The organism is Dysgonomonas termitidis, assembly GCF_054657735.1.
Genome location: NZ_BAAHYD010000001.1, coordinates 647,086 through 664,854, shown reverse-complemented (window position 1 = coordinate 664,854; position 17,769 = coordinate 647,086). Strand labels below are relative to the sequence as shown.

13 protein-coding genes are annotated in these 17,769 nt (G+C 50.2%); 2 read left to right on the top strand and 11 right to left on the bottom strand.

Features of this window, described 5'->3' with window-relative positions; all coding sequences use genetic code 11:
• Position 1: 1 nt before the first annotated feature.
• From ACYQ3L_RS02625 to ACYQ3L_RS02585, 9 genes are all read right to left on the bottom strand, one after another.
• The gene (locus tag ACYQ3L_RS02625) at positions 2-1,144 is read right to left on the bottom strand and encodes a reverse transcriptase domain-containing protein (protein ID WP_459952296.1); all 1,143 of its coding nucleotides are present in this window, start codon (positions 1,142-1,144) and stop codon (positions 2-4) included.
• 318 nt (positions 1,145-1,462) lie between these two features.
• On the bottom strand, positions 1,463-2,962 hold the full coding sequence (locus ACYQ3L_RS02620; RefSeq protein WP_459952295.1) for an IS1182 family transposase: 1,500 nt from the start codon (positions 2,960-2,962) through the stop codon (positions 1,463-1,465).
• 188 nt (positions 2,963-3,150) lie between these two features.
• On the bottom strand, positions 3,151-4,578 hold the full coding sequence (locus tag ACYQ3L_RS02615; RefSeq protein WP_459952294.1) for a hypothetical protein: 1,428 nt from the start codon (positions 4,576-4,578) through the stop codon (positions 3,151-3,153).
• A 993-nt stretch (positions 4,579-5,571) separates the two neighbouring features.
• Complete coding sequence (locus ACYQ3L_RS02610; RefSeq protein ID WP_459952293.1) at positions 5,572-6,993, bottom strand: BACON domain-containing protein; 1,422 nt, start codon at positions 6,991-6,993, stop codon at positions 5,572-5,574.
• A 172-nt stretch (positions 6,994-7,165) separates the two neighbouring features.
• On the bottom strand, positions 7,166-8,059 hold the full coding sequence (locus ACYQ3L_RS02605) for a FimB/Mfa2 family fimbrial subunit (RefSeq protein ID WP_459952292.1): 894 nt from the start codon (positions 8,057-8,059) through the stop codon (positions 7,166-7,168).
• Between the two features lie 295 nt (positions 8,060-8,354).
• Positions 8,355-9,515, bottom strand: coding sequence for a hypothetical protein (locus ACYQ3L_RS02600; RefSeq protein WP_380002078.1), 1,161 nt, complete (start codon positions 9,513-9,515; stop codon positions 8,355-8,357).
• A gap of 503 nt (positions 9,516-10,018) precedes the next feature.
• Complete coding sequence (locus ACYQ3L_RS02595; RefSeq protein WP_380000560.1) at positions 10,019-11,560, bottom strand: DUF3868 domain-containing protein; 1,542 nt, start codon at positions 11,558-11,560, stop codon at positions 10,019-10,021.
• A 4-nt stretch (positions 11,561-11,564) separates the two neighbouring features.
• Positions 11,565-12,167 (bottom strand): DUF3575 domain-containing protein, encoded by a 603-nt coding sequence (locus ACYQ3L_RS02590; RefSeq protein ID WP_380000562.1) that lies wholly within the window; start codon positions 12,165-12,167, stop codon positions 11,565-11,567.
• A gap of 52 nt (positions 12,168-12,219) precedes the next feature.
• A complete protein-coding gene (locus tag ACYQ3L_RS02585) occupies positions 12,220-12,579 on the bottom strand; it encodes a hypothetical protein (protein ID WP_459952291.1) in 360 nt (119 codons plus the stop codon).
• Positions 12,580-12,997: 418 nt separating this feature from the next.
• Between ACYQ3L_RS02585 and ACYQ3L_RS02580 the strand changes: the two genes are divergently transcribed.
• A complete protein-coding gene (locus ACYQ3L_RS02580; RefSeq protein ID WP_459952290.1) occupies positions 12,998-13,900 on the top strand; it encodes a helix-turn-helix domain-containing protein in 903 nt (300 codons plus the stop codon).
• A 320-nt stretch (positions 13,901-14,220) separates the two neighbouring features.
• On the opposite strand, the gene ACYQ3L_RS02575 is transcribed toward ACYQ3L_RS02580, so the two are convergent.
• Positions 14,221-15,555: a phage integrase SAM-like domain-containing protein gene (locus ACYQ3L_RS02575; RefSeq protein WP_459952289.1), complete on the bottom strand. Its 1,335-nt coding sequence runs from the start codon at positions 15,553-15,555 to the stop codon at positions 14,221-14,223.
• Between the two features lie 384 nt (positions 15,556-15,939).
• On the opposite strand from ACYQ3L_RS02575, the gene ACYQ3L_RS02570 reads away from it, so the two are divergent.
• Positions 15,940-16,335 (top strand): DUF5856 family protein, encoded by a 396-nt coding sequence (locus tag ACYQ3L_RS02570; RefSeq protein ID WP_380002040.1) that lies wholly within the window; start codon positions 15,940-15,942, stop codon positions 16,333-16,335.
• A 123-nt stretch (positions 16,336-16,458) separates the two neighbouring features.
• Here ACYQ3L_RS02570 and ACYQ3L_RS02565 read toward each other — a convergent pair whose 3' ends face one another.
• Positions 16,459-17,769: a hypothetical protein gene (locus ACYQ3L_RS02565; RefSeq protein WP_459952288.1), complete on the bottom strand. Its 1,311-nt coding sequence runs from the start codon at positions 17,767-17,769 to the stop codon at positions 16,459-16,461.

Genomic DNA, 17,769 nt, shown 5'->3' with positions numbered 1-17,769 from the left:
GTCAGTAGGCTTCGACTTCCACGATCTTTTTTAGCAGGCTCACCTGCTGGCGTTGCAAAGTAAGCATCTCGGTCAGCTTGGTGTCGATCACAGAGGTCAGCTCCAATTGTTGGCGTTGTAGCCGGCTGTCGACCGGTTGGGCGTCGCTCGCCGGGGTAGGCTGTTTCAGCAGTGTCCGGTCTTTGGGCGAGCGTTCCCGTAAACGGCGGTAAACGAGTTCGAAGCTGTGCAACCCGAAGCTGTGCAGGTCACGGTTCGAATAGCTGCGGCCACGCCCTTCGGCGGCCAGCCAGCGGCGCACTTCCTGCCGTACAAAGCCGTCCAGCGACTCGAACTGCTTTCCCACATCGCCATGCTTGTAATAGTTGGCAAAACCGTCGATCTTCCTGTTGACACGCTTCATGAACGCATGCGGGGCGATACCCTTGCAACGCTTTATCTCGACTGTTAGCCGCTCTTTGAAGGAGCTTACCTTCGCGTCGCTGATGCGGGCGTAGCCCCCTGCGAAGCGCCAGCCGCAGAATTCAACGGCCTTGTCCGAGAACCGGCCCGATTGCGTCTTTTCCGCGTTCAGGTCCAGGTCGTAGCTGAAGGATAGCGTATTCTGCAGGTAGGCATAGACTTCCGCAGCCTGTTCCTGCGACTCCGTACAGATGAACACGTCGTCCATAAAAACGATAAAGGGAACCCTGAAGCGGCGCTGCACCTCGAGCCATACCGGCACCAGCATCACCGGGGCCAGGATGGCCGATACGGCGCTGCCGATGGGTATACCACGCGTTACAGGCAGGGAGCCGCACCACTCGTTCAGGTTGGGCACAAAGCGTTTCTTAAAGGCTTTGGGCACATAGTCCAGGCCCAGCAGTTCACGGTAGGCCACCTGGCAGCCGACGATCAGGTCGCGGTGCCGGATACCCGGGTAAAACTTAGCGATATCCGTCCGGAAGAAATAAGGCCAGGCCTTCTTGTTCCTGCGGATAAAGCCCGTGATATAATCATGCGAAAACCCGCGGATGTGATGCCCTTTCAGACGGCGCGCGATCTTGTCGCGGAACTCGCGGCGGAGGCAGGCGGCCAGCTCCTTCTCCCAGACCGTTGCGGTCTGCGAGTAATAAGGTACCGGGCGGATGTTCTGTTTTAGCATTGTTATCTTGTATTTTTATTTTATTTTTCTTCGCTTACTGTTTTTTTCTCCCTTGTCCTGTCGGCCGTCTTCACGGCGGCAGGGTAGCGGAAGGACTATGTGCTGCTAGCCAGCACGTTAGAGGTGCTCCTGAGCCGCTTTTGCGCCAATTTGACGCGGTTTTTATGGTTTTGTTGCATCGTATTTTATCGTTTAATGTATTCATATTCACCTTTTTAGCCCTTATCCCGAGTCCCCGGCCTTTTTTCCCTTTTATATAGGGTAGCGTAGCGTGTCTGTTGCACAACTAATTTTAGATAATTATTAAAACCATACTATTTATGAAACAAGCATTAAAAAAAACCGGAAATTATTATTCAAGCGGAAAAAATTATAAAAAAGATACTCATATTCATCAAGAAAGGCACGAGTGCGTTTATAACACAGATTTTTCAGCCACATACGATCCTCCTTAAAGCCGGGGGAGAAGATGTACGACAATAATTTCTTGATATTATAAGCCATTGAAGCTAATAAGACATGTTTATTGGCAAGCTTTATACCTTTTGTATATACTTTTTTCATTCCCCGGTAATGAAGCAGAGTCCCTAAAACAGGCTCAACGGTAGATGAACGCAGTTTTATCATTCGCTTGCCTATAGGAGTATGAATACGTTGATACATTCGATCATAGTAAGCTTTGTCTATGGTATCTTCTAAATGTTTGAAGTTTTTTTTACCAAGACACGCTGCTTTAAGCGAACAGTCTTTACAATCTTTGCCGGAAGATTCATAGATTCTGGTCCGGGTATTATCCCGGTGATCGGTGCGTATATACTTAAAGGGGAGCTTTACGCCTTTATAGCATTGGTAATAATTTTCTTTCGGATGAAAAGTGAAATTCGTCCTTTTAGGAAGATAGTTTCCCATGCAGGGTATATACCCTTGAATGTTGAGATCTTCTAAATGTCTGAGAGAACGTCCACTGCTATAGTTTGTATCCGCCAATACCTGGGAAATGGTTATACCCATTGGATATAAATTAGTTCTTGCCTGAGCTAAGATATCAGGTAAACAAAGTGAATCCCGTTTGTCTGCAAGGCTTGCCAAAGCACCGCAAATAACATGGGAACTCGTATCTACACTTATTTGTGCAAGATAGTTGAGATTTAGCGCTTTGTGTGGCTTCCTGGATAACCGTGCTTGCGGATCTGTTGAACTGCATCGCTTTTTATTTTGGCCATGCCTGGGATTTGATGGCTTGATAGAGGAATTATTGAACTGAGGCCCTGATTTATGCTCTTGTTCATTAGCACATAGATCCTGATAATACATAGAGCTTGTGACCTTTAATTGAACTTCTTTATCGACAAGACTTTCCATAGAGGCATTCGCTTTAACAAAAGCACTATCAATTGCTTGAGAACGACCCTCAACCATTCCTGCTTCAAAGCAGAGGTAGAGTATATGAGCGAAAACATCAAGAAATAAGTCTTCACCATAGAGTTGACGTGTACGGCTTAGTGTACTATGCCAAGGCAAAGGTTCATCGACATTGTAGTTTAAGAAGTAAAGCATATCCATACGCATACTGGCATGTTCGATGATTTTTCTGTCAGAGCTTAGGTTTTCTATATAGCCAATAAGCATGAGTTTAAAGAAGACTTCCGGATCAATACTGGCTTGTCCTTCCCGCCCATAATAAGGCAGAGCCTTTTTACGGAGAAAGGATAAATCAAGCGTATTCTTTAAACGGCGATAAAAATTATTATCTGGTACCCGATCTGACAATCTGAAGACTAGAAAGAGTTTTTCTTCGTAGTGTTTTTTACCTAGCATAATGATTGAATTTATTCATGTAATATACTAATAATTAACCGTATAATCAATTTTTATTAATGCTTATTTCTTTCTTTTTTAGTTGTGCAACAGACACGTAGCGCTACCCTATTAGGGTCGGGGTGGCAGTGAATCGACCATGATGCTGAAGGGCATCAGTAAGATTTGGTTTACTGGGGCCTTGAACGTTAATTATAAATTAAATTCAGTATGCATTTGCGAAGAGAAGTATAGCCCAGGCTGGCGTTATTTCTAGGCGATGAATATATTGTGAATCCATATTTTACATATTGTAGGCCGTTACTAGCATCATAATGGTCATAGCGTCCGTTATCCACGTTACCTATATAAAAGATATAGCCATACCAATTCGGAGTTGCACCATTTTTTACCAAAGGGCTGATCCAGGCCTCATGCGCCTCTGAAGCGTTCACAATGTAGTCGTCGTTGCCTGTATGATTGCCAGGGCTGGTCATACCTCCAGCGTTCTGGCACCCTTCGCTATTATAAGTGCCTTCAGCTAACACAGCGGTTATATGGTTCAACGGACAGTAAGCTTGAACATTAACAGATCCGGTGCCAGTAAATACGAAAGACGCATCGTTAATGCATTTACCCGTTCCCGTAACGATTATCGTCTCGCCATCGTATGGGTAGTAAGGGCCCTCCTCACCGTTAAACAGTAAATGTCCGTCCCCGGTCCCCAATTTTGTACCCTGTTTGATGGTAGGTATTTCAATCCACCGTGCTTGGTATTCATGGTTGTAACCGTTGGTGAGACTGATTACCGGCTGTCTAGGATCCCCCGCGACCTTTTGTCCGGATGATGTATTGTACCACCCGTCCCATACGTATCCGTCGTTATCTGAAGTGGCCGGAAGTTGGACCTCCTCGTTGCTATTGTAAAGTCCCGATATGTCGTTGAACGAGCCCGCGGCGTCGATATTCTTAGAGAGCGTCAACGTCTCTTTCCGTAGCTGATTAACAGTAATTACTACTGTCATATTATCCGCCTTGAGATGGATAAAAGCGGAGCGGTTTACAAGCCCGGCCTCAAGAACGTCTATGGTCAAAGGCTGGGTCACGTTGGCTGCCCCGTTGTCGGGAGTGGCGGTGAGCCAATCGATGGTTTCTCCTGAGGGGCCCTCGATCTTATCGATTACCCACCCGTCCGGATGGTCTGTGAATACGTCAATGATGTCATTGCCGACGCTCGATGGGAAGGACAAAACGTTGGTGGAGACCTTCAGGTGGTTATTGCCGGCAGTCACCATGGCATGGCGGTCGTTCCACGCTTCCACGGTGGCTTTGATCATTGCGCGCCCGGTGTAGGCATCGGCCGGTTGGCCCGCGCCTTCAAAGTCTATCCCATCGAGAGTTACATTATATGTATAGTTGCGTTTAACATCGATGAAATTGTCGCCGCCGTAATCCTTCATTTCTACACGGTAATACGATGTTGTTCCTTTGTATAAGCCGCCTACGACCAGGCAGGTGGCGTCCAGCGGATCTGCTCCGGCCTTGGCGATGTTATCGGCCTCGAAGGTAAAGATCTTATTCTCGATTTTGTTCGTTGCCGAAGTGGTGAAAGGCCCGAACGTTGTGCCGCGGGGCATCTCCGCGCCTGCTACGACAGTAGGTGCATTAACGATTTTCTGCACGCTGTTCCAGTTATCCGGGATCATGCTGCCTTTCTGGCGGGGGTTGTACAGGTAAGCCTCCTGCAGGACGAAGTCAGCTTCGGTATTGGTGATATTGATCCGGGCCAGCATACGCGTCAGGAAGACCTGCAGCCCTACGGGAGCATAGCTAGCCGTAACGTCCTGGTTGGTGATCTCGCCCCACATCGGGATGCCTGTCATGGTGGAGGCGTCGAAAGCGGTACTCTGCGACAGCACAAGGCTGCTGATAACACTCGCTTTGGTGTCACCCCTGGAGATCGTACTCAGCAGTGATTCGACCTGAGTGCGGCAATTGGCCAGCACGACGAGCGTCTGGTTTTCCGCCTGTTCGGCCAGGATAACGCTAAAGGTCGAAGCGCCTGCCGTATATCCTACGGTGGCACGGTAGAGGAAGGTTCCCCTGTCCACATCCGTCGGGTAGCCGGGGTCTGTCTGGAAGCACAGCACATCGACCGTATTGACCTTAGCCTCGTCAGCAGGCATGGCATAGGTCACAGGGCCGGCCGCCGCGGTGGCGCCCGGTACGGACATCGTGATGGTTACCTGTTTGCCCGCGCCGTTTATTTCCACGGACTCTTCGTTCCTGCACGAGGTGAAGGCCATGGCCAGCGTCAGCAGGCAGTATACCCCAAGACCCGACAGGGCCGATCCGGAGCGCTTATACAGTTTTTTTTGTATCATATCTTTGAGCTTTTTTTAATATTGCATTTTTTTGTCATATAATTGCGTACCGGCATGATTTTTACCCGTTTGATGCATCCTGTTATATCTTTTAATATGTTCGTATGCATTTATTTTTATCTATTTATCAATTCCCGGCCTTTTTTCTTTTACATCGGATACCTCGGCACTACCCTATAGGTAGGTAGTAGCGACAGTGAGCTGAGCCTGGTGCTGTTTGGTGTCTATCGACGGTGGCTACCTGATTTAAGGATTGGTTGACTGCGTAACCGTCACTACATGTGTAAAAGGCCCGGACTGTATTTTTATTTTACCTTCGCGCGCCGCTCCGGCATTTTCGCTAAGCAGAACCGTTACGGTTTCCATTGTGTTGGCGTCTCCTTCCGTGTCATCGACCGAAAGCCAGCCGCCGGCAGCAGGCGTTGTGCCGTCCGCTTCGAAACAGGATATCGTCCAGGCGGCAGTGGATTTAACGGTGATTTTGTTATCGGTGGCTGCTGCCGTCACTTCTTCATATCCGAAGTCAAAGTCCGGCGCATTGACCGCCAGGTAATTCGTTGCATTCCAATAGACATCGGTTAAGTTTTCATCGATGACGAAGAGCTGCGCTGTGATGTTGGTAATGACCTCCGTCGATGCCAGGGCGGCGGCAGCCGAAGCAAAACCCGGGCCGCTGACCTGTGAGACGGTGAATATGTATTTATGGTTGCGGACGATAGGCATGAAAGCGCCTTTGGTGGTACCGCTAACGGTACCGTCGTAGGTGAAGTCAACCGGATAGAAGTATTCATTACTATTGTATGTCCCTTTGATAATGATGCGCGGCGCGGTCTGGGCACTTATCGTTGCGCCTGTCGGGGCGGCCGCCTCGAAGGCATAGATCTCTCCGGCCATATTGGCCGACACCACAGCCCCGGTATAGATCATCGGGGAGGTGGCATTCATCACCGCTCCGGGCAGGTGAGGCTGTGCCGGGGAAGCCCCGTATTGCGTATCGTCGTTGACCAGCAGGCCGTTTTTCCTGAAGTTGTACAGACTCACTTCTGTGAGCGTGAAGGCCGTGGCGGTGTTGACGATATCCACACGCGCCAGCATGCGTACCAGCTTCAGGCCGCTGAAGGTCTTCGACTGGCCCTGCTGTATGGTGATACCGTTCCCCGCTCCGTTTGCATATTCGCCCGTCATCGGGACCGGGGTTGGGTTCGGGTTGGTTGCATTCCATTGTCCGGTGGCATGGGTATATTCGATGGCATTCAGTTCGCTAATGGGGCTGTTGCCGGCCAATCCGGCGACCTGGCTGTCGGCATTGGCGACCACCACCAGCCGGCTGTAATCGCCCGCAGGGAGGGACAGGGTCACCTTGATATTGACATTATCGCTGCCGCTGACCGTGATATCCGATGGTTGGGCCTCGACCTTCTGTTGAAGCTGTTCGGTGCCGCTGACAACTTTGTAGGCCAGCACGGTAAGCTCTTCCACCTGGTTTTCCTGACCCGCGGTCATGCCGTAGGTCGAGGGCGTGCGTACACCGGGTATGCGCACCTCGAGGGTCACATTCCTGTCACCGGTATGTGCGGGATCAGGGATTTCATTGCCGGAATCCTCCGATGTGCAGCCGGATAGCAGCGCCATGGTTAACAGCAATAAGGTTATCGTTATTGTTTTCATCGCCTCTTTCGTTTAGTTTTTATGAAGCATGGATCGAATCAGTAAATCATTATTCATCTTTTCTTCTTGCCTCCTGCTTCCTGTTTTCTTTGTATGCTTGTTTTTTTATATGTTTAGTCCGGCTTCCATCCTTCCAATGCTTGTTGAAGGCCCGGGCCGTTGCCTGTTTTTATCAGAACAGCGTGTTTACGGGGATGTTGCCCCAGTTCTCAAGCAGCGTGACGATAACCACTTTACCCTCGAATGAGATCTCGATCGGTATGGTGACCTCCTTACCGTCAGCGATGACGATATTGTTGTCGGCTATGAACTGCTTCAGGTTAACGGTATGGAGCACCGTATTGTCCGTGCTGTTGTCCAGCACGTCTATCGTGATCGGGTTATCCGCCCGGAAGCGCAGCACGTCGCAGGTGGCCTCGGCCTGTTTGTTGCCCGTGTCTACCGTTACCGGCGGATAGTATGTCGTAGGGTCACCGTGGGTAACCATATTATAGTCGTATGCAGGTACAAGGTTGTTCACCCTGATATAAGGATAGCCTGAAGGCGGTGCGCCGGCAGCGGTGCTCGGCAGGCCTTTGGCTTGTATGATGAGCCGGATATAAGCCGGTGTGAATGGCACTGTTTCGTTATTGGCCGTGCCGGGTTTGACCGTAAAGGTATGTTTGCCGTAATACAGGGCATCGTTGGTCGGTATACGCGCAGAATTGAAGTAACCGGGATGGGCCACTTCGTGCGCTGTAAGGCCGGCTCCATTGGACAGCCCGTTGATTTGGGTATTGTCGAAAGCGTTTCCCCAGCAGACAGCTGTATAATCACCTGCCGGCAGGTATAACCCGACTCCCCGGAAGGCATCCAGATCGTTCTTATCAACTTGCACCGTCTCCACCAGCTTTCCGCTCGGATCGTATATCGCGACTGTCACCCGGTCGATATGGTCCGGAAAGTCCAGGTAGGAAAATGCGAGCGTCAGATTCTCATCCGGTGGGCAATCAACCAGTTCATCACCGATACATCCGGTGAAAAATACGGACGCAACTAGCAGGATTAATGTCTTCAGCTGTTTCATATGTGAATAATTTATTTTTGTAAGGCAATCGCAGGCAATAACCGCGTTACCGCTTGCTTGTTTATTGGCTTTATTTTATGTTGTCGTATCGTTTATTATACCGTTTTACAGAGTCCGTTTCCGGTAAGTTACCGTGAACCGCTTTATGATAAACCCTCCCGGGAGAGGGGAGGCTCCGGTGCGTTATACCCGGAACCCTTCCCCGTCCCTTCTGAAGGTTTTTGATTGGTTTCACCGGAGCGGCCGGACAGTGTGTAAGCCCGGGCCTCTCCCGTGAGGGGTTCAATATTTGTTATTAGAATACAGGATCGACGTCAAAGCCTTCCCATGGCGTTACAGTAGCACTCACAACAACTTCCTCAGTAGCATTTGTTTCCGGATCCGGTGACAGATTTCCGCCTCCTATCAGAATAGGATCACCGGCTACACCGCCATTTAAGCTGTATACTTTTCCCGGTGCCAGTTCTGTTAAATCAGCTCCGCCTACTTTCAGGTTTTTAATAGTAATAAAATAAGGACCGGCAACATCCTGGTATGCGGCATCATCGTAATCTATATCCTCTATTTTAAAGACGATATGGGGAACCGCACCTTGTTGTACCGAGCTGATTTCAGTTCCATTTGCCGATGCTTTTACAGGCAATACAAAATAAGACCATTTGTCGGTGCCGGCCGGTTTAAAGCTGGTAGCGTCTGTAACCGATGCGTTGGCCCATTCATCTTTGAAACGTGCAGGGTAATTACCGTCTATCCATTTTGCATTAGCCTTGTCATAGTTTAGAATCTCTGTAGCCAGAGTCGGCTTAGTTACATAGTCAATACCGAGTTGTGTGTATGTATTGTTGATATAAATCCCTGTCAGTTTGAAACTCTTCAATTTAACAGCTGCGCCCGCATCTGCCTTTATCTCGCCAATCTCAATCCGGGAAATAGCAGGAACCAGCGTTACAGCGGCAACCTTTTTACCTGCATTTACACCGGCACCATCTGTTAGGGGAGCGCGGCCGAATAAGTTAACAGCTGTTTGCGCGTTGGTCTGGCTGGCCTGTAAGAACAGTGTCTCGTTCAGTTTCGATAACGGATCATTTCTCACTATTGTAGAAAGAGCAGGGGATGTTGCCACAGTTCCGCCATTGGCGACAATAATCACATCGGATACGGCACCCGGCACATCGGTAAATGTTTTACCTGCTGCTGCCTCAGCGGCATTCAGCGTACCAACTTCCAGTATAACGCCGCCACCGACGAAGAATACGTTCGTATTTCCGGTGATAGTAGGTGTCACTCCCACTGCTGTCGCTTCAGGGGCATAGGTCGACGGCACGAGGATACGCACGGACACGCTTTGTGTAGGAAGATCGTCCGCCGGAGCGTTCGCGTCGTCATTCGAACAGCTGCTGAATCCTAATAGCAGGGCTGTTGCTGCAATAATTGCATGTTTGAAATTTGTTTTCATTCTTTTTGTTTTAAAAATGTTAATAAAATAAATATTCGTCTGAAGTTTTAATTATGAATTATGAATTATGAATTATGAATTATGAATTATGAATTATGAATTATGAATTATGAATTATGAATTATGAATTATGAATTATGAATTATGAATTATGAATTTTCTTAATCGTTTTTTTGTTTTCTGACTGTTTTTCTTAATCGTTTTTTTCGAACTGTTTCTCTTAACTGTTTCTAGTTTCTCTTAATTATTTCTTCTTTCGCTTAGCTGTAACTGTTTCTTCCAGCTATGTTTAAATCGTTCCTTCCCTGATCTTTACGGCCCTCCTGTTTCCCTGTTTTGTTAATACGTGTTGATACTTTTGTCCGGGTTGTTTGTTTCATTTTCATTCCCTGGTATTATTATGAATAGCTTTTTATTGCGGTACCGGCCTGCAAACCGCTGCCTGCCGGCTTTCCCCCTGCCGGCGCGCCGTATGTCGACGCAGGCAGGTTTGCGGGGACGGTTTACCGGTTTTTATACCGTTCCATTTTCTGATTATCGGCCCGTTTGACCGCCACTTCCTCCAGGTTGCGGGCTGCTTCCTCACTGCCGGCTGTTTTCGCCCGGTTAAACAGGGCTTCGGCTTCATCCAGTTCCCCTGCCAGCAGGCGTATCACGCCCAGGTTGTTCAGTACGGCCGGATGGTTGCCGCCGGGGGCTGTGCCGGCTATCCTGTCCAGCAGGCGCCCGGCGCTATTCGGTTCCCCGTTTTCGATCAGCAGCGCCGCCGCGTTGACGTTTGCCGTTACATCACCGGGATAGTATCCTGGGATCGCCTCGAGCAATATATCCGTATACTCCTTCGTGCCTTTGCCGTAACTCCGGGCCAGGTTGTAAAGCTCCAGCTGGGACAGGTCTTCCGGTTTGCGGCTGAACAGCGACTTGCTTTCTTCGAGAGTGTAATCCCTGACCGTATAGTCGACCCGGTATTCCACCCTGCGGAGTTCGGGGAATATCTCCCGGAGCATCTGCCGGTAGGGCGCACCGTTCGCCAGGCGCATCAGGGCGACTTCGCGGCCGGCCGTTATTCCCGTGGTGGCAATAATTTCCAGTACCTTGTCCCTGTATTCCATACCGGAGGCCTGTACCTGTACGACCAGCCCGTCCCAGTCCTCGGCCACATGGCTTACCTTGAAAAGGCCCCCGTCGAATCCGAACTTCGTTTTCAGGTAATCCCTCAACGCCAGCGACCGTTCTTTCGATAAACGCTCGTTGGTGGCGTACAGCCCGTCGGGGGAAGCATAGCCTTCGATAAACAGGCCGGTGATCACCGCATCGGGGTTGTTTTTCACATCCGAGACGGCCTGGCTGATCCTGGCCAGCTTCGGGGCATTCCGGCTGAAACCGGGATCGATGTGCGAACTGTCTGCCTGGAAGTCCAGGAAGGCTTTGCCCCGGAGCTGGCGCGCCTTGGTTTCCCTGTCCGGTACAAGGAAGGATACCGCGGGGCTGGCCTGGTAGGGCACATACGCTTCCATTTCCACCTTATCGCTCAATGACAGCGCATACAGCCGTGATTCCTGCCTGTAACCCGTTACCTGCTGGTAGAGCACGAAACGGGCGGAACCCAACCAGGATTCATAGGGGATTTTCAGCTTATACAGAAGTGTCGTATCGGTGGACTGCCGGGTATTTACATGCATCTGCGGACGATGATAGGCGGACCGCTTATCTGCTCCCGCAAGGGCGAAAGAGCGTTCGTTCAGTTTCTGGCGTTCATCCCCGTCGATCAGTATATAGGGAAGGGTCAGGGTTTTGCTGTCCGTATTGTTTCCAGCCCTCAGTTCGGGAATCAGCAGCATCGATTGACTGCCGGTAACGGCCTGGCCCTGTATGTGTACCGAAAAGCTTAATAACAGGCTGTCACCTTCCTGTTTCAGCCCGGCGCTTTCGACCTGCAGTCGGCCTTTATAGAGGTCCTTGTTCTGTGCCGGCAGGCTGAGCGCCGCCAGCAGGAAAAATACAGCCGGTATATGGGAAATATGGAATCGTTTCATACGTTTCATTGTCTTATTTGATTATATAGATGATGGATATACCGGCCTTGGTAGGCCCGAAATAATGCTTGCTGCCGCTCTCCAGCAGCTTGCCGCAGGTTTTGCACTCATACCTGTCATAGTCCGAATAGGCAAACCCGAAGCCGAAAGTGGCTTCCAGGTTCCAGCGGGGGGAGAGCATCCAGTGGTAACCGTAGGAAATGCCCGCCCCGAAAAGGTTGCCCCGGTAACGGCTGGTCTCCAGGTCCGGATACAGGTCCAGCGGCAACTTGATGGCCCCCACATTGTAATTGGCATAGAGCGCATGCACACCGATGAAATGACTGAAAAACGGTTCGTAAACCCAGTAACGGAGCTCCGGCTGCACCAGTATATGTTTCAGCTTCCTGTTCCCGCTATAGGTGAAGGGGTTGTAATTAACCGGCAGGTCCAGCGTATAGCGGCTGTCCAGCTTAACCTCCACCCCCAGGTTGAAAGTGGTGGTAGCATCGTACAATAAATTGGTCTTGACTGCCAGGTGCGGCGAGGACAGCGGCAGGTTGCCAACTACGTCCTGCCCCCGTACGGATACCAGGGCAATCGCCAGAAGCAGAAATAGGATTACGGATTGTTTCATAAAATATATAGGTATTATTTAGTTGACTTCATGTTGTTCATTGTTTGCCGGTTCACTGCTGTATGACGGTTATTTCCGCCTTGTCCATCCACTGTTCGTAGTCCAGGGATATACGGTAAGGGTAATCGATGGCCGCCCGGCCGGTTGCCTGCAACAACTTTTTTATATGGTAAGAGCGCAGTATGTCCCCGCCAAGGCCCCATAAGGCAAGCCGCAACGACCGGTAGCGCGAACGCCCGGCTACCAGAACCATCGGTAACTCCCTGCGCCTGTCCCCGGCCGACAGTACGGGTATGAACTGGTGTGACTGGTCGGCCGTGGCCATATCCCCCACAAATTGCATGTCCAGGCCGATATAAAACCGTCCGCCCTGCCGCTCCATCGTTACCGGTAAATAGTGAACTCTGCACATCTTTTTGTATTGTTTTTGTTAAACGTTTCATCTGCCAGCCTTACCGCCTCCTGTATACTGTTTATACCGTTTTATCCCCTCCCGGATGAACCGGAGTAAGATTGCATGCCCCCCTGACGGAAAGGCATGCATCGAGATATATTTATCTGATTCCGGCATCTGACACTTAGCAAGTGTCGGATGGTATGTAGACTGGATTGCAATCGTCTGTATATTAACACATTAACAAGCAATAAATAAATACAGGGGATAACTTCTGACACGAACCGTTAAACAGGCGGACCCCCGACGGCAGGAAAACCGGAGGGCGACAGGCTTTTAATCTGTTGATAACCAATAGCCTTTCCGGGTACAAACCGGCCTGACACAGCAACAGCATCATTAAACATGGATTAAACAAACTCAAAACCAACTGAATATGGATTTATCATACCTTAACGAACACATGGCCTGCCGCACCTGCCTGAGTTGCGACAGGGACGCCAGACCGGCCATTGAAACCAAAGAGATCAGTACCGGCAGCAGCCATGAACAACAGGCCCTGCAGAGTAAGATCATCTTCCTGCTCAGGGGGGAGATCACCTATTCCTTCGGGATGTACAATAACCGCCGGATGCGCTGCGGGCAGGCGCTTTACCTGCCTGTAGGCTACAACTTCAGCTACAGGGCTGAATCCGGAGCCCTGCTCCTGTTCATACGCCCTTACTCCAAGCTGCAGTTCTGCGACTGCTACAGGCTGGAGGACCTGGTACACCGGACCCCGGATACGGGAACGGATTCCCCCTACCTGCTGGAAATGAAGGAACCCGTAAAGGGGTATACGGATATGCTGGCCTACTGTATACGCAAAGGGCTCTGTTGCGGATATTATAATGAACTGAAGATAAATGAACTGCTCTACCTGCTCGGGGAATTTTACTCGAAAGAGGAACTCGCGTTGTTTTTTCACGAAGCCCTGAGCGGCGACCCGGGTTTCTCCCTTTATGTGATGAACAATTACCACAACTACCACTCCCTTTCCGAGTTGGCCGCCGCGATGAATATGTCCCTCTCGGGCATAGAGAAACGCTTCAGGAAGGTATTTAATATATCCGGGTACAAGTGGATGAACCAGCACAGGGCAAAAAAGATATACCATGCCCTCTGCACGGGGGAGAAATCGCTAAACGAACTGCGCGCTGAATTCGGCTTTGCATCAAAAGCCTCATTCAGCCGCTACTGTAAGCAGCACCTGGGAGAAACCCCGGGCGGGATAAGGCAGCATAACCGGCTTGGGTGTGAAATAGGTAAAGAAAGTGTAAAAATGGATAACCGAATCTAACAACATTATTAAAAAATAACGCCTAACTTTGCAATTGTTTATATGCGTTAAACAAACTTATTCCGACACTTGCTAAGTGTCAGATGTTAAGATGAATAGATAAAATGAACGCAAAACGTTCGGTTTTGTGTTGTCCGGCTCAGAATATGCTCCTATTTTCCTCCTTTCAGTAAAAATATGCTTACAAATATAAAAATACTTTTTTATTTTCAGCCGGAAATAAAAGAAAATATGCCCTGCCATATAAAATAGCGGGTAAGCTGATCAAGAAATGTAAGCTATAGTTTTTGTTTGTAAAGGCATATAAACCGGTTTCAGCCCTACAGGCAGGCGAAGCCGGCGGTAGCGGATGGCGGGGAGACCAGGGCCAGGGCGATCTGCTCGTTGGCCCGGTCAAGGGTCGAGCGGTCGAAGGAGGCCAGGTAGGTATAGGTCATCTTTTCGGAGGAATGCCCCAGGCCCTCGCTGATAACCCACAGCGGCAGGTTCTGCTTCTTGCCGATGGTCGCCCAGCTGTGGCGCGAGACATGGGTCGTTAATTTCTCCCCAATGCCGGCCAGGGCGGATAATTTTTTCAGGCGCTTATTCTGGAGGCGCAGGCCGTTCTCGTATTGCAGGCGCGGGGATCTGTCCGCGTCCCGGATGACGGGGAAGAGGTAGGGGCTGTGGCGGACCTCGCCGCTGAAGCTGTCGATGATGCGCTGTAAAGTGGGCGTGACCGTCACCTCGATCTTCTGGCCCGTCTTCTTGCGGTAGTAGCTGATCACCCCCTGGCGGATATTCTCCTTGCGCAGGTAGGCCATATCCACAAAGCTCATTCCCCTTGCATGGAAGCAAAAGAAGAAATAGCGCCACGAAGTATAAAGGGCCCTGTCTGTAGTTTTATCCTCCCGCGGGGCTTCTTTAAGCTGCTTATGCGCATTTACAGGCGGCTGGGTTTGCCGTTCCAGTAAAGCCGAAAAATCAAGGCTGTTCAGCGCGCGGAGGCTTTCGATATCCAATGCCCGTTTACGGGTTTTCTGGAAGCCCGTGAAAACATGGTCAAAAGGATTCTCACGCCGGGCATCGATCAGTTTCTCCTTGACGGCCTTCCAATAGATGGCACGCAGCATACGCATATAGTAAGAGATCGTATTCATGGCCTTGCCCCGCTCCTTGAGGTAGGCCTCGAACTCTTTCATCATACAGGCGTTGATCTGGCTCAGGGGGATATCACGCCCCTTATTGAAGGTGATAAGCCCGCGGCTGACGGTGCGGTAAGCACGGGCGGTACGCTCCTGGCCGGCACGCAGCAGGTTGCGCTCCTGCAGCCCGGCAAAGCCGGAAAGGTTGGCCGGGTTATGCTCCCTATGGTAACTGCAAAGGATGTCATCAACGGTATAACGCCCCGATTTCTCCAGCCGCCCGGCCGCTTCTTCGAATTGTTCGCCGTAAGCGCAAAGGCTTTCGGTTACCTTGCACAGGTAAGGGTAGCGCGGGGAGCCCTCTTCAGGAAGATGTACCCTTTGCCCGGCCCCGTCCCATTCGTGGGGGTAAAGCCGGAAAGGGCTGGTGATGACTTTGACCTTGCGGCTGTGGATCAGGCGAAGGCACAGGCTGCCCTTGCAGCGCGCTCCGCTGACGGACTTGCGCAGGATAAACTTTAATGTGGCCATAATTTAATGCGTTATTGGTATCATATATTATTTGTGAACCTCTCTGTAATTTGTCCCTGAAGACCGGCGCACAGTCCGGGAATTCAATGAGCCCATTTGTGGCCCGCTTACCGGCGCCACTTACGTGCTTAAGCACAAAGGTAAGACAGACAAGCGGATTCAGGGCATTTTAGCCCGGATATTTATCGGGGAATAAGATTTATTCACCTTTACTGTTATTATCGCCCTTTTAGCACCATTATTTTAGAAGCGATGGACAGGGGCTGCATGCAGGAAGGATTTTCCTTGATATACAACAATAATATTTTATCAGGCAATATCCCGTAAAAAAATATTAAAATCATTATATTTACAGGTATAATTATGAACCAATTTTTCAAAATTATGTACAATACATCATCAAAAGCTGTATCTGCCCATGTAGCGGTTGCGGCATTTATCGGAAAAGTCTTTTCATTTAACAGCAGCCTGAAACTGCATCACTGGCATATTACAGGCCCAGGCAGCTATTCCGCCCACATTGCATTGGATCAGGCTATCGAAGACCTGCTGGATGTAACCGACCGCCTGGTAGAAACATCGTATGCTACAATAGGAGACCTGGATATCGTAATTCCTGAAACAAAGAATCCATCGGATATCGTAAAGCATGCGGAAGAGTTTGTCAAATACACGGAATCCCAGAGGGAACTGTTTACGGAAGCCTTCACCCAGGCTATTATCGATGACTATCAGGAAGCAATCCGGCAATTATTGTACCGCCTGAAACGCCTTCAATAACAGGTAGTAATCTTTTATCCAAATACCGGTATTTTCTTTATTCGCAATACCGGTGTTTGCCGTTTATTTATTCTTAAAGAAGGAGTTAATAAGCATGATTCCATGCCGGTACTTTTTAGCGGATCATTTTGAAACCTCGCACATCAATACCCCCTTTCCCGTCACATCCGCTTTGGCAATGGTAACGGCTTTTCCCGTATAGGTTTTAGCGACCGCCGTACCCGCCGCGTTCCAGAGTTTCCATGTATAAGTATATTCCGTACCTGCCGCGTCCAGCTCCTCTCCGCCGCGGTATAGCACTGCTTTAGCGTCCACATCGTTGGCGTCGTTCTTAATAATAAATCCCTTCTGGCTCACGATATCCACCATAACAGGGTCGGACATATCCGAGAAGGAGATAATATCACATACGATCTTATTGGCGGAAGCATTGCCTGCCGAAGTATCCGTGTCTTTAATCGCGCATTTGAAGGTTTCAAAATTCAGGACGGCATCGGCGGTGATGGTAATCTCATTGCTTGTCCACCCTGCCGTTACTCCGCGCGGGTTGGAAGAAGTCAGGCACGACCAGCCCGCTCCCAGCATGGCATTGTAATACGGGTTCCTGACCGTAGCCCCGGATGCGGCCTCCGCCGTCAACGCGGAAGTCAGGGTAACTGCTTTGGTCGAAGTATTGACCGTCGAGATCGTATGTGTAGCCGTACCGATAACAATCTTCCCCCCGGCCTCCATATTGGCTACCGAAGCGACGGTTACGGTAACGGCCCCGGTCGCGGCAGCAGCCGAAAGGGTCGTATTGGCAAAGACGGAAGAATCCTTGATACCCCAGCAATAGGTTACGTTGGTCGTATCGATTGCCGCCCCGCGCCACAGGTCGCAGTGCGCCTTTAACGAAGCGACCTCGCCGTTACGGAAAATGACCCCGTCCGGGGCATAGGCGATAGCGCAGATCGTGGCTCCCGCCGACTGGTGCCGGGTGAATTGTATCTCCGAGCGGAAAGCGATCTCCAGGCCGTTCGCATCAATATACACCGCTTCGAAGGTATACCGTACCTGCGGCGATGTAATGCTCATATGGTTCGTATTGACCGTCAGGGCATATTTGGATGCTGCTGCGGCTATAGTGCAACTGTCTTGTCCCGAGGTGACGGCTACTCCGTCCTTATACCACCTGGACGAGCCGGTCTTGATTCCGGGTGTCAGCGTAGCCGCGTTCCCTACTGAAGTAACCTGGTCGGCATCTCCCTTACCGCTGACGAACAGAGCAGGCGTCAGTACCAGGTAAGGGGACGCCGTCCATGCCGGGGCATAGGCGTTGGTATCTTTCGTATAAATCTGTGTCAGCGGCTGGTTGGAGCCGATAAATGCCTGGAGGCTGACCGCGTCGTTCTGGTCGATAATAGTGACCTGTCCACGCGCTGCTTTTTGTGCCAT

Coding starts and splice junctions, on each gene's coding strand:
- ACYQ3L_RS02625 (WP_459952296.1), bottom strand. CDS start 1,144: ATGCTAAAACAGAACATCCGCCCGGTACCTTATTACTCGCAGACCGCA.
- ACYQ3L_RS02620 (WP_459952295.1), bottom strand. CDS start 2,962: ATGCTAGGTAAAAAACACTACGAAGAAAAACTCTTTCTAGTCTTCAGA.
- ACYQ3L_RS02615 (WP_459952294.1), bottom strand. CDS start 4,578: ATGCCCCGCGGCACAACGTTCGGGCCTTTCACCACTTCGGCAACGAAC.
- ACYQ3L_RS02610 (WP_459952293.1), bottom strand. CDS start 6,993: ATGAAAACAATAACGATAACCTTATTGCTGTTAACCATGGCGCTGCTA.
- ACYQ3L_RS02605 (WP_459952292.1), bottom strand. CDS start 8,059: ATGAAACAGCTGAAGACATTAATCCTGCTAGTTGCGTCCGTATTTTTC.
- ACYQ3L_RS02600 (WP_380002078.1), bottom strand. CDS start 9,515: ATGAAAACAAATTTCAAACATGCAATTATTGCAGCAACAGCCCTGCTA.
- ACYQ3L_RS02595 (WP_380000560.1), bottom strand. CDS start 11,560: ATGAAACGTATGAAACGATTCCATATTTCCCATATACCGGCTGTATTT.
- ACYQ3L_RS02590 (WP_380000562.1), bottom strand. CDS start 12,167: ATGAAACAATCCGTAATCCTATTTCTGCTTCTGGCGATTGCCCTGGTA.
- ACYQ3L_RS02585 (WP_459952291.1), bottom strand. CDS start 12,579: ATGTGCAGAGTTCACTATTTACCGGTAACGATGGAGCGGCAGGGCGGA.
- ACYQ3L_RS02580 (WP_459952290.1), top strand. CDS start 12,998: ATGGATTTATCATACCTTAACGAACACATGGCCTGCCGCACCTGCCTG.
- ACYQ3L_RS02575 (WP_459952289.1), bottom strand. CDS start 15,555: ATGGCCACATTAAAGTTTATCCTGCGCAAGTCCGTCAGCGGAGCGCGC.
- ACYQ3L_RS02570 (WP_380002040.1), top strand. CDS start 15,940: ATGTACAATACATCATCAAAAGCTGTATCTGCCCATGTAGCGGTTGCG.
- ACYQ3L_RS02565 (WP_459952288.1), bottom strand. CDS start 17,769: ATGGCACAAAAAGCAGCGCGTGGACAGGTCACTATTATCGACCAGAAC.